General features: G+C 53.3%; 11 protein-coding genes. 5 read left to right on the top strand and 6 right to left on the bottom strand.

Going from position 1 to position 11,284, the window contains the following annotated elements; translation table 11 throughout:
• Nucleotides 1-154 precede the first annotated feature (154 nt).
• Nucleotides 155-883 (top strand): HAD family hydrolase, encoded by a 729-nt coding sequence (locus tag MUG09_RS15560; protein ID WP_244772349.1) that lies wholly within the window; start codon nt 155-157, stop codon nt 881-883.
• Entirely contained in the window at nt 874-1,818 is a 945-nt protein-coding gene (locus tag MUG09_RS15555) for a DMT family transporter (protein ID WP_244772348.1), read from the top strand. The genes MUG09_RS15560 and MUG09_RS15555 overlap by 10 nt, the downstream gene beginning before the upstream one ends.
• Here the strand turns inward: MUG09_RS15555 and MUG09_RS15550 are convergent.
• The 5 genes from MUG09_RS15550 to MUG09_RS15530 all read right to left on the bottom strand — a co-directional run bounded on the left by MUG09_RS15550 (nt 1,791) and on the right by MUG09_RS15530 (nt 8,091).
• On the bottom strand, nt 1,791-3,686 hold the full coding sequence (locus MUG09_RS15550; RefSeq protein WP_244772347.1) for an ABC transporter ATP-binding protein: 1,896 nt from the start codon (nt 3,684-3,686) through the stop codon (nt 1,791-1,793). The genes MUG09_RS15555 and MUG09_RS15550 overlap by 28 nt on opposite strands.
• Nucleotides 3,683-5,413: an ABC transporter ATP-binding protein gene (locus MUG09_RS15545; protein ID WP_244772346.1), complete on the bottom strand. Its 1,731-nt coding sequence runs from the start codon at nt 5,411-5,413 to the stop codon at nt 3,683-3,685. Before MUG09_RS15545 ends, MUG09_RS15550 begins: the two co-directional genes overlap by 4 nt.
• Nucleotides 5,410-5,853, bottom strand: coding sequence for a MarR family winged helix-turn-helix transcriptional regulator (locus MUG09_RS15540; protein ID WP_244772345.1), 444 nt, complete (start codon nt 5,851-5,853; stop codon nt 5,410-5,412). The genes MUG09_RS15545 and MUG09_RS15540 overlap by 4 nt, the downstream gene beginning before the upstream one ends.
• Before the next feature lie 124 nt (nt 5,854-5,977).
• Nucleotides 5,978-7,549 (bottom strand): glucose-6-phosphate isomerase, encoded by a 1,572-nt coding sequence (locus tag MUG09_RS15535; protein WP_244772344.1) that lies wholly within the window; start codon nt 7,547-7,549, stop codon nt 5,978-5,980.
• Between the two features lie 71 nt (nt 7,550-7,620).
• Nucleotides 7,621-8,091 carry an arginine repressor gene (locus MUG09_RS15530; protein ID WP_244772343.1) on the bottom strand — a complete coding sequence of 157 codons (471 nt, stop codon included), beginning with the start codon at nt 8,089-8,091 and terminating at the stop codon, nt 7,621-7,623.
• 164 nt (nt 8,092-8,255) lie between these two features.
• On the opposite strand from MUG09_RS15530, the gene MUG09_RS15525 reads away from it, so the two are divergent.
• From MUG09_RS15525 to MUG09_RS15515, 3 genes are read left to right on the top strand one after another with little or no spacing between them, the layout of a single operon-like run.
• A complete protein-coding gene (locus tag MUG09_RS15525; RefSeq protein ID WP_244772342.1) occupies nt 8,256-8,807 on the top strand; it encodes a LemA family protein in 552 nt (183 codons plus the stop codon).
• Nucleotides 8,807-10,666 carry a DUF2207 domain-containing protein gene (locus MUG09_RS15520; RefSeq protein ID WP_244772341.1) on the top strand — a complete coding sequence of 620 codons (1,860 nt, stop codon included), beginning with the start codon at nt 8,807-8,809 and terminating at the stop codon, nt 10,664-10,666. The genes MUG09_RS15525 and MUG09_RS15520 overlap by 1 nt, the downstream gene beginning before the upstream one ends.
• Nucleotides 10,660-10,884: a DUF1653 domain-containing protein gene (locus MUG09_RS15515; RefSeq protein ID WP_244772340.1), complete on the top strand. Its 225-nt coding sequence runs from the start codon at nt 10,660-10,662 to the stop codon at nt 10,882-10,884. Before MUG09_RS15520 ends, MUG09_RS15515 begins: the two co-directional genes overlap by 7 nt.
• 53 nt (nt 10,885-10,937) lie before the next feature.
• Here the strand turns inward: MUG09_RS15515 and MUG09_RS15510 are convergent, their stop codons facing one another.
• Nucleotides 10,938-11,216 carry an RNA recognition motif domain-containing protein gene (locus MUG09_RS15510; RefSeq protein WP_244772339.1) on the bottom strand — a complete coding sequence of 93 codons (279 nt, stop codon included), beginning with the start codon at nt 11,214-11,216 and terminating at the stop codon, nt 10,938-10,940.
• Nucleotides 11,217-11,284: the final 68 nt, after the last annotated feature.

Below are 11,284 nucleotides of genomic sequence, written 5' to 3'. Positions count from 1 at the left end.
AAAGAGAACGACATGCTACTGCACCCGTTGGGTCGGATGGCAACGAAATCGGATTTTTTCTAACCTCCTTTTGTTCCCCCAGGGTTTAACCTCCTTTTCCCTGGGGGTTTTTTTATTTGTTGACGCTCATCGTTATTCGACGTATCATCGGCGAATGGCTACAGCACGACTGAATACCATTCTCTTTGACCTTGACGGGACCTTGCTCCCTCTTGAACAGAAGCGGTTCATGCACGGATATTTCAACCTGTTTGAAAAATGCTGTGTCGAGCTCGGCTATGACGGCTCTTCTGCTCTTTCAGCTCTTCAATTCGGACTGAAAGCCATGCTCGCAAATGATGGGACCATGACCAACAAGGAGCGATTCGACCAGACGTTCGAGCACATGACCGGCATCCCTGTCAGTGAATTCAATGCCCGCCTCGCTTCGTTTTATGAAAAGGATTTTCATCAGCTTAAAGCTGCAAGCAAGCCTTCTCCGCTTGCTCCCGGCTTGGTATCCATGGTTCGCAGCAAGGGCTATGATGTGGTGCTCGCCACCACGCCGCTCTTCCCTTGGCAGGGAACCTATGCCCGCTTGGGTTGGGCGAATCTAGACCCCTCCCTTTTTTCCTTGATTACCACCTATGAGGATTTTTCTTATGCAAAGCCTCATGTAGGCTATTACCAAGAGATTCTGAAGAGTCGTTCGGTAAAGGCCGAGCAATGCTTGATGATCGGCAACGATGTCGGTGAGGACATGATTGCACAGCAACTGGGCATGCAGGTGTACTTGGTCACCGATTGCCTGATCAACGAACAACAAGACTCTCTTGATTCGTATCGCAAAGGAAGCTTGAGCGACCTGATTAGGTTTTGTGAGGAACTGCCGTTATGCAATTAGAAAAACAATCGATACTGGCCAGACCGGTGGTTGCCGCGCTGCTGGCAAGCTTTTGTGCACTGCTGTGGGGAAGCGCCTATCCGGCGATTAAGCTTGGCTATGAGCTGTTTTCCGTAGGAGCGGATGATACTGCTGCAAAAATGGCTTTTGCCGGGCTTCGCTTTGCCTTGGCCGGACTGCTGGTCTTTTTCGTCCGTTTTTTCCAGAAAGGGGTAAAGCAAAGTCCCCGAAGTCTTGATCGAAGGCAGTGGGGAAGCATCGCCCTGCTTTCATTGATGCAGACGACGGTTCACTACTACTTCTTTTACGTGGGTGTGTCCTACACCACCGGGGCGAAAAGCTCCATTCTCAATGCCTCCTCGGTCTTCTTCAGTGCAATCCTGGCTCATTTTTTCTATAGCAACGACAAGATCAGCACACGAAAGGCTGTAGGAATTCTCTTTGGGTTTTTGGCGGTGATTATGGTTAATTTTGAATCAAGCCTGACGCTTTCCGTCTCCCTGCAGGGAGAGGGCTTTGTCATCATAGCCGCCTTGTTGCACAGCATGAGTTCACTGTACAGCAAACGGATGAGCAAATCCATCGACCCTGTGCTGCTTACCGCCCTGCAACTGTTTCTGGGTGGTTCGGTCCTGTTGGGGATTGCCTTGTTGCAGGGAGCTTCTTTTCCAAGAAGCAGTCTTGCAGGCTTCGGCCTCTTGGCCTATATGGCAGGTCTGAGCGCCGCCGCCTTCTCGTTGTGGACGAAGCTGCTCAAGTACAACAGGGTCAGCTCCATCACCATCTTCAATTTTCTCATCCCGGTTTTCGGCACCCTGCTCTCAGCCCTTGTGCTGGGAGAATCGGTACTGCGCATGCAGTACCTTGCCTCCCTGCCCCTCGTTGCCATAGGGGTGATTCTGGTTACCTATTCCAGCTCAAAGGCCCCGGTATAGAGGCGATAGTACTGGCCCTTCTGCTCGATGAGCTGCTCATGCGTACCCTGCTCGATGATCCTGCCGTTCTGCAGCACCAAAATCATATCGGCATTGCGGATGGTCGACAGCCTGTGGGCTATGACAAATACCGTTCTTCCCTGCATCAGGGCATCCATGCCACGTTGGACAACCGTCTCGGTATGGGTGTCGATACTGCTGGTTGCCTCGTCGAGAACCAGCACCGGAGGGTTCGCCACAATGGCCCGTGCGATGGAGAGCAGCTGCCGCTGCCCTTGGGAGAGGGATGTCCCGTCCCCTGAGAGCTGGGTTTGATACCCCTGTGCCAGGTGTTCGATGAAGGTGTCGGCGTTGGCCAGCTTTGCTGCCTCGATCACCTGTTCGTCGGTGGCGTCCAGGCGGCCGTAGCGGATGTTCTCCATGACCGTTCCGCTGAAAAGATGGACATCCTGCAGGACCACGCCCAATGATCGGCGCAATTGGTCCTTGGAGATGGTGTTGATGTTGATGCCATCGTATTGGATTTTTCCATCAGCAAGGTCGTAGAACCGGTTGATGAGATTGGTGATGGTTGTCTTGCCGGCGCCTGTGGCACCGACGAGGGCGATTTTCTGACCGGGTTTTGCTTCGATGGTGATATCCTGCAGAACCAGCCTGTCGGCAGTATAGGCGAAATCTACCTCGTGCAACTGCACGTGGCCGCATAGCTTGGTAAGCGTATTGGTTCTTTCATCCTTCCATGCCCAGAGATTGGTTTTCTCTTCGGTTGCCGTCAGCGTTCCCTCTTCGTTCTGCTTTGCGTTCACCAAGCGGATGTAGCCCTCATCCGGTTCGCTCGATTCGTCCAGGAGTGCGAAAATGCGTTTTGTGCCTGCCAGTGCCATTGCCACCGAGTTGAGTTGCTGCGCCATCTGGTTGATAGGCATATTGATCGAGCGGCTGAGCTGCAGAAAGGAGGCGATGGCTCCCAGGGTGAGCGAACCGATTCCTCCGAGGGCCAGAAGGCCTCCGACAATTGCGACCAGTACATATTGGATATAGCTTATGTTGCCCATGATCGGCATGAGGATGTTTGCAAAGCGATGCGCGTTGAAGGCATCGGCGGCTAGTTCCTCATTGAGTCGGTCGAATCGATCTTTCGCCCGATTCTCATAGGTGAATACCTTGATCACCTTCTGGCCGTTGATCATCTCCTCGATGTATCCGTTGGTTTTGCCGATAGCCTTTTGTTGGGCCATGAAGTAGGAGCCGCTCTTCTTTGCCACCTTGGAGGAGATGGAGAGCATCAATACGAGGGAGACCACCACCACGAGGGTCAGCTGCCAGCTGGTCAGAAGCATCGCAAGGAAAATCGCCGTGACAGTGATGATCGAGTTGATGAAATTCGGGATTGATTGGGTGACCATCTGCCGCAGGGTATCGGCATCGTTGGTATACAGACTCATCACATCGCCGTGGGAGTGGGTGTCGAAGTAGCGGATCGACAAGGTCTGCATATGGGAGAACATGGAGTCGCGGATGGATTTGAGGGTTCCTTGAGCGATGGTGATCATCAATCGGTTGTAGACAAAGGAGGCGACAACGCCGCTTGCATAGATGGCGAGCATCAAGAGCAGCGCCTGTATGAGGGGGCCGAAGGAAGGATTTGCGGACCCGATGAGCGGGGTGATGTAGGAGTCGATGAGTATTCTTAGGAATACCGAACCCGCGACACCGCTGAGGGCGCTGATGATGATGCACAGAAAGACAATGACAAAGCGCCCTTTGTAGGGGATTAAGATCAAGGAAAAGAGACGCTTGAAGGTAGCAATATCCAGTTTGGGCATTCCCCCGTGTAGCTGTGGTTTCTGATTGCCGTTCATTCTCATGCCCGTTCCTCCTTGCGCAGTTGTGCAGTGTACAGTTCCTGATAGCGCGGACAGGACTGAAGCAGCTGTTGGTGGTTTCCCACCGCCTGGATACGGCCATCGTCAAGCATGATGATCTGGTCGGCGTCCTCAACGGAAGCAACGCGTTGGGCGATGATGATTTTCGTAGTTTGCCTCATCTCGGTTGCCATGGCTTTGCGGATCGCAGCATCGGTTTTTGTATCCACTGCACTGGTGGAGTCGTCGAGGATCAGGATCTTGGGTTTCTTCAGCAGGGCTCGGGCGATGCACAGTCTCTGCTTCTGTCCTCCTGATACGTTTGTCCCGTCCTGCTCAATGTGCGTTTGATATCCATCGGTCATGGCCGTGATGAACGAGTCGGCTTGGGCGATCCTGCATGCTTGGACAAGTTCCTCGTCCCCGGCCTTCTCATTTCCCCATCGCAGGTTCTCTGCAATGGTTCCGCTGAACAGGATGTTCTTTTGCAACACCATTGCTACCGCCTCCCTGAGGCTTTCAAGGTTGTATTCGCGTACATCGACGCCCCCTACCTTCACCGATCCTGACAGGACGTCGTAGAGACGGGGAATGAGCTGGACCAGCGTGGTTTTTGCGCTGCCGGTTGGGCCGAGGATGCCCACCGTCTGTCCGCTCTCTATGCGTAGGTTGATATCGTAGAGACAACGCTTCTCTTGTGCATTGAAGTAGCTGAAGTCGACATGCTCAAAGCTAATCGAACCATCGGCGATGGTCGTCAGGCCGTTGGTATTCTGCGTAAGATTGCTCTGCTCGGAGAGCACCTCCTCGATCCGTTGGGCCGAGGCCTTGCTGATGGTCAGCATGACGATGACCATGGAGAGCATCATCAGGCTCATCAGGATCTGCGAGGTATAGGTGATGAAGCTCATCAGTTGGCCGGTTGTCATGCTGGAGGAGACGATAAGGCGGGCTGCAATGTAGGAGATTGCAAGGATGGATACATACATCGTGCCCTGCATCAGGGGGCTGTTGTAGGCCACAATTTTTTCAGCCTTCATGAAGTTCTTGAAAATCTCATCGGAGACGGTGTTGAACTTTGTTTTCTCATGCTCCTCACGGACGAATGATTTGACCACCCTGATTCCTCGGATGTTCTCCTGCACCACCATATTCAGCCGATCGTAAATTTTGAAGACCCGGGTGAAAATCGGGTAGGCTGCACGGATTAAAAAGAAAAGACCGATGCCGAGTACGGGAATTGCGACCAGGTACACCATGCTCAGGCGGGCATTGATGCTGTAGGCCATAATGAAACTGAAGAGCAGCATGACCGGGCTGCGCACCGCAATTCTGGTGAGCATTTGATACGCATGTTGGATATTGGTGACGTCGCTGGTCATGCGGGTGACCAAGGATGCAGTGGAAAACTTATCAATGTTGGAGAAGGAGAAGTCCTGCACCCTGTGGAAAAGACTTCTGCGGACATTACGTGCAAAGCCGGTTGATGCCTTGGCGGCAAAGTGGCCGGCAAGCACTCCGAAGAGCAGGGCGATCGAGGCGCAGAGCAACAACAGCAATCCCCATTTGATGATTTCCGAGAGGTTTCCTGCATCGACGCCCCTGTCCAGCAGAAATGCCATCAGGAAGGGAATGGTGACGTCCATGACGACCTCAAGAATGACGAAGAGGATTGTCAGGAAGGTGGGGGCCAGATTGCCTTTTGCTTGTTTTTTCAGGTTGTGTATCATGTATAGCTATCCAATAGTTGATTCAGTTTCTCGGTGATGGTGAAGAACTGTTGCAGCTCTTCATCGGTAAGGCAGCTTCTCAGGGTGTCCTCAAACTCATTGACCAGCTTGAGGTGCTCGTTGCACAGAGCCTTCGCCTTCTCTGTCAGGCGGACTTGTTTCTGTCGCTTGTCGGCAAGACAGTCTTCTCGGGTGACCAGCCCCTCGCTTTCCATACCGGCCAGTATATTGGTCATGGTCGAGCGCCTGACGAGCAGGTGCTGTTGCAGCTCGCTTTGCAGTACGGTTTCTTTCTCATGGTGGGCGAAGTAGCCCAGGATGTGGCTGCGTACGGCGGTCGAGGCACAGTCATGCCCCAGCCTGAGTTGCTGTCCCAGGTTCCTTCCGATGCGATGGGAGAGGGTTTTGATGGTGAATCCAATGCGCGGTGTTGTTTCCATGTGTTCCAGACTATTTGTTAGGATGCTAACGATAATAGTGAAAAACCAGAAAAGCGGCAACGGGTTTTTCAAGAAGATATATGAAGAACAAATAGCAACGGCCCCGCGGGGGGCCGTACAACGTTTAGAGCAACTCTGAGAATGCCTTGAGCACCTCGTCGCCCTTGCAGCCGTCCAGGACCTTGGCTGCCAGGACCTTGCCCAATTGGACTCCTTCTTGGTCGAAGCTGTTGAGGTTCCACACAAAGCCCTGGAACATGACCTTGTTCTCGTAGTGCGCAAGCAGCGCTCCGAGGGCCTTGGGGTCGAGTTGTCTGGCACACAGCAGCGAGGAAGGCCGGTTGCCTGCAAACTGCTTGTTTGCATTTCCATCACTCTTGCCCAAGGCAAAGGCGACGATCTGGGCGACAAGATTGGCGTTCAGCTTCTCTTGGCTGGTGGAGCCCTCCACAACGACATCCTTTTGGTACTGAGACTCGGAGAAGCCGATGAACTGCAGAGGCACGATATCGGTCCCCTGATGCAGCAGCTGGTAGAAGGAGTGCTGGCCGTTGGTTCCCGGCTCACCGAAAATGACCGGTCCGGTCGGATAGGAGAGGTTCTGCCCATCCCGGTTCACATGTTTGCCGTTGCTCTCCATGTCCAACTGTTGCAGGTGAGCGGGAAATCGGCTCAAAGCCTGTGAGTAGGGGAGGATTGCCGTAGTGGGATACTGAAGGACGTTGCGAAGGTATACTCCCAACAGGGCATCGAGCAATGCGGCATTCTCCTCAACCTTGGGATTGAGGGCGAGCATGTCGGCTTCATGGGCGCCGTTGAGAAAGGCTTTGAAGGTCTCAAAGCCGAAGGCAAGGGAGAGTACCACTGCTCCTACCGCACTGGTCGAGCTGTAGCGACCTCCGATGTAGTCGTCGATGAAGAAGGAGTCGAGAACAGAGGATGAGGCGGCCAGCGGGCTGGTCTTGCTGGTAACGGCAACCATGTGCTTGGCAGGGTCGATACCCCTGATGCCGCTTTCTGCGATGGCTTGGAAGACAAGGTCGCGGTTGGTGAGCGTCTCCAATGTTGTTCCGCTCTTGGAGACCAGGATGAAAAGAGTGCTTTCCAGATCGAGGTTCTGAAGCACCGCTTGTGCATCATCGGGATCGACATTGCTGATGAATTGGGCATCGAGCAACTCAATTTCAGAACTCGTGCACCAACCTTTGAGGGCAAGATAGAGTGCACGGGGCCCCAGATCACTGCCGCCGATACCTATCTGTACCACAGTGGAGAACTTCTTGCCTGTCGAACCCAGAATGGCTCCGCTGCGTACCTGGTCGGAGAAACGTTTGATCTTCTCCAGCTGAGCCTGGTAGAAGGCTCCCTTGTCCTCACCGTCGGCAGTTACGGATTTTCCGACTTGTCCGCGGGTCAGGTGGTGGAGCACCAAACGATTTTCGCCGGTGTTCATGACCTTTCCATCAACCAAGGCCTGATATTTCCCGGTCAACGACAGCTCGTCGCTGAGCTGCTGCAGTACCTTCATATGCTCTTGTGCTACGGGCATGGCCCCATAATGGTAGGTAAGCCCTCCTCCTGCATATGCATGGCAGGCTTTGATACGATCCGGACTCAGAACGAGTTTCAAGTCGCTTGCAGGCAGGGCCTGCAACTGTTTGAATGCACTGCTGGTATCGAGATTCTTAAATGTCATATGCTGTTCTCCTGATGGTACACAAAAGCCCCCCCATTGTAAGCGGAGGGGCGGTGGTGTGCAAGGTGGCTTTACTCTTCTATATCGGGGATGCGGGTCTTGAAACTCTCCTGCAAGTCTTCCTTGGTCATTCCTTCACGAAGGATGATGAAAATGGTGTCATCACCTGCAAGGGTTCCGAGGATCTCCGGAATGGCAAGCACATCCAAGGCAATGCCGACAGAGTTGGCGTGGCCGGGTCTTGTCTTGATGACTCCGAAGTTGCCGGAAAATTCAATGGACAGGATGCCTCTGCGCACATCCTGGATATAGCTTTTCTCTGATTCGCTGATCAAGTCGTTCTCGGGGAGGCTGTAGTAGTACCCCGACCAACCGTCGCTGATTTTGCCCACCTTGAGCATTTTCAAGTCACGGGAGAGTGTTGCCTGGGTAACCGAGTACCCTTCGGTTCTAAGCAGCTCCAGCAGCGTATCCTGATTGTCGATGCGGTTGTTCTTTATCAATTCCTTGACTACCGCCAACCGGTTGTGTCGTTCCCTCATGGTTTGGATTCTCCTGGAATGGAATATTTATGCGATTTACACGAATAAAGATACAGTACTATCGTATCTAATGCAAGCTTCCCTCTTCCCTTTTTGTCGAACTCTTGACCGAGGGCCGCCCTTGTAGCATGCTACAAATTGGTATTCCCAACATGGAGGTTGGTATGACAATTTTGTATATTCTCATTGGTGTCGTCATCTTGATCGGTCTGTATGTGGTCAGCGTTTACAACAAGTATGTGCGCCTGCGAAACCAAGGCGAGGAAGCCGAATCGGCGATCGACGCCCACCTGAAGCAGCGCTACGATCTGGTCCCCAATCTGGTGGAAACCGTCAAGGGGTATGCCAAGCATGAGGAAAAGACCCTGACCGCCGTCATCGAAGCCCGCAACAAGGCCATCAATGCAACCGGTCTCGAGAACAAGGATTCCGCAGACAAGGCCTTCAGCTCCACCCTCAAATCCCTGTTCGCCCTCAGCGAAGCCTATCCGGATCTCAAAGCCAACCAGGGTTTTCTGGACCTTCAGGCCCAACTGCAGAAAATCGAGGAACAGCTGCTTGGGGCGCGCAAGTACTACAATGCCATCATCAAGGGCTTGAATACCATCATCGAGGTCTTTCCTTCTTCTCTGGTTGCCTCCATCTTCCACTTTGGCAAGAAGCCTTACCTGGCCATTGAAGAAGAGGCAAGAGCCCGTGTCGAGGTTAAGTTTTAATGAAACGGACACTGCTTCTTGTAATTTTGATCGTGTGCAGTCTCTCTCTGCTCTTTGCCCAGGACTATGTATTCGAGCGCTTCCATCTCGAGATGGAAGCCGCATTGGACAATAGTTATGCAGTGAAAGAGCAGATAGTGGCTAATTTCTCCACTCCGCGCCACGGAATTTTCCGCGAGATTCCCATTCGCTTCGGCAAGGTACGGGTCAAACTGAAGGACCTTCAATCCAATGAGCCCATCAAGGAGGATTCCGTTTCCTCCGATTGGGTGACCTTCCGCCTCGGCTCGGAGAATCGGACGGTTACGGGCCTGAAGGAGTATTTGATAGGCTATACCTATGCAATCGGGGACGATCGCAACGATGAGTATGACGAGTTCTACTACAATCTGGTCGGACCGGGCTGGCAGGCTCCGATCAAGGAGATGACGTTTCGCATCACCTTCCCCAAACCGGTTGATCCTTCCATGGTCTTTCTGACCGGAGGCTCCTATGGTTCAACCGCCCAGCGGGGGGTTTTCACCCTCGGTTCCGATGGGCGGACCATCGAGGGAAAAGCAAGCAACCTTCTTCCCGGGGAAGCGCTTACCTTGCGGGTTCAGATGGAAGAGGGCTACTTTTCCGAGGTAAAGCCGTTTATCGACTATACAATTCCGGCTTCCATCATTTCATGGCTGGTCGCCCTGCTTGCCGGCTTTCATGCCCTGATGCTGTTTCGCCGGTACGGCAGGGAGGAGTTGTTTATTCCCGTTGTCCGCTTCGATCCCCCCGAGGGTCTGAGTCCGATGGAAGTCGGCTATCTGGCCGACGGGGTGGTGGACAACAAGGACGTGACAAGCATGCTCTTTACCTGGGCGGACCAGGGCTGTCTGACCATCGAGGAGCAGGCGAAGAAGGAGTTCCTCTTTACCAAGCTCAGCGAGCCTGCAACAACCAAAGCCCACGAGAAGAAGCTGTTTGATGCGTTCTTTGCCTGTGGAGACGGCACAACGGTTACCCTGAAGCAACTGGAAAAGGGCAAATTTGCAGAAGCTTTGATGAAGGCGAAAACAGATGTACACGCCTACTTCAAGGGAGAGCGCAGACTCAACGACAGTACTGCCGAGAAAAAGCGGGTCATCGCCATGCTCTATGGGGCTTTGGTGGTGGTGCTCAATGCCATTGCATCCACCATCACCTATATATCGGCTGAGACGGTTCCCTTTTTGGTCATCGGTTTCTTCAGCATGGGCATCGCCCTTTTGTCGGCAAGCCGGCTTTCATCGACGTGGGTTATGAGTTCGCCTGCCAAGAAGACGATCAAGTTCTTCGCCCTGGCCCTCTTTTGCATCGCAATGTTCGGTTTTGCATTCATGTTCGAATATGCTGTGTTGGAGCACAGTCTGCCGTATTCGACGGTCATGAGTCTTGCGGTGGTGCTTTTCCCCGTGTATTTCGGCTTCCTTACGATCATGACGGCCAAGCGGAGCGCGTACGCCCAAGCAAAGCTTGAACAGATTGTTGGTTACAAAGAGTTCATCAGCAAGGTGGAAATGGACAGGCTGAAGATGATGATCGACTCCGACCCGCAGATCTTCTACCATGTGCTTGGCTTCGCCATCGTTCTGGGGCTTGAGGATGTATGGGCGAAGAAGTTCGCCAAGATCGCAATCGAGCAACCTTCGTGGTATGTAGGCAGCCGCCCGATCAGGGATGCGGTGTTCTACAGCGCTCTCTCACACCGACTGCACGGGTCGGTCATGGAAAAAGCCGTCTATACCCAGGCAAAGGGTGGAAGCCGTTCTCCGATTCACTCCTCCTTCGGGTCAAGCGGATTCAGTGGCGGAGGTTTCGGCGGTGGCGGAGGAGGAGCATGGTAGAGCCCCAAAGCATCCACAAGGGTGTCTATCGGCACTTCAAGGGCGGGCTGTATGAAGTGGTGGACACCGTCATCGACAGCGAGACGCTGAAGACGATGGTGCTCTACCGCCCCCTTGGGACCCCTTATTGGTGGGTTCGTCCGTACGAGATGTTCTGCGAGACCGTGGAGCATGACGGCAAGAGGTTGTTGCGTTTTCAGCTGGAGGAAGCACGATAAGAAAAACGGAGCCGCGAGGCTCCGTTCCCGTTACTGAATCATACAATGGCTACTTAGTTGCGATAGTTTCCATGCGCCGGCCGGGGCTTTGCAATCGCTTCGTTGACACGAAGATTGCGCCCGCCCACTTCCTTGCCATCAAGCTGGGAAATTGCGGCATCGGCAGCAGCATCCTCCTGCATCTCCACAAAACCGAAGCCCTTGGGGCGGCGTGTTTCGCGGTCAATGATGATATTGGCACTGACAACGGTGCCGTACTGTGCGAACAGGTCCCGAAGTTCTTCTTCGGAAGTGTTGTAACTCATGTTTCCAACGTAGATTTTCTTTGCCATTCAAAGCATCCTTCGCAGGTTCACTGCACCTGCACTGCAATATTGCTTCATGTGGCGCAGTCTTGAAC

Origin of the sequence: Sphaerochaeta associata, from assembly GCF_022869165.1 — a bacterium.
Classification (GTDB): Bacteria; Spirochaetota; Spirochaetia; order Sphaerochaetales; family Sphaerochaetaceae; genus Sphaerochaeta; species Sphaerochaeta associata.
The sequence above is the reverse complement of the archived record's forward strand: the minus strand, read 5'-3'. Positions and strand labels throughout refer to the sequence as shown.

What these genes read in the sequence shown, in the direction of transcription:
- MUG09_RS15560 (WP_244772349.1), top strand. Translation starts at nt 155, where the DNA reads ATGGCTACAGCACGACTGAATACCATTCTCTTTGACCTTGACGGGACC.
- MUG09_RS15555 (WP_244772348.1), top strand. Translation starts at nt 874, where the DNA reads ATGCAATTAGAAAAACAATCGATACTGGCCAGACCGGTGGTTGCCGCG.
- MUG09_RS15550 (WP_244772347.1), bottom strand. Translation starts at nt 3,686, where the DNA reads ATGAGAATGAACGGCAATCAGAAACCACAGCTACACGGGGGAATGCCC.
- MUG09_RS15545 (WP_244772346.1), bottom strand. Translation starts at nt 5,413, where the DNA reads ATGATACACAACCTGAAAAAACAAGCAAAAGGCAATCTGGCCCCCACC.
- MUG09_RS15540 (WP_244772345.1), bottom strand. Translation starts at nt 5,853, where the DNA reads ATGGAAACAACACCGCGCATTGGATTCACCATCAAAACCCTCTCCCAT.
- MUG09_RS15535 (WP_244772344.1), bottom strand. Translation starts at nt 7,549, where the DNA reads ATGACATTTAAGAATCTCGATACCAGCAGTGCATTCAAACAGTTGCAG.
- MUG09_RS15530 (WP_244772343.1), bottom strand. Translation starts at nt 8,091, where the DNA reads ATGAGGGAACGACACAACCGGTTGGCGGTAGTCAAGGAATTGATAAAG.
- MUG09_RS15525 (WP_244772342.1), top strand. Translation starts at nt 8,256, where the DNA reads ATGACAATTTTGTATATTCTCATTGGTGTCGTCATCTTGATCGGTCTG.
- MUG09_RS15520 (WP_244772341.1), top strand. Translation starts at nt 8,807, where the DNA reads ATGAAACGGACACTGCTTCTTGTAATTTTGATCGTGTGCAGTCTCTCT.
- MUG09_RS15515 (WP_244772340.1), top strand. Translation starts at nt 10,660, where the DNA reads ATGGTAGAGCCCCAAAGCATCCACAAGGGTGTCTATCGGCACTTCAAG.
- MUG09_RS15510 (WP_244772339.1), bottom strand. Translation starts at nt 11,216, where the DNA reads ATGGCAAAGAAAATCTACGTTGGAAACATGAGTTACAACACTTCCGAA.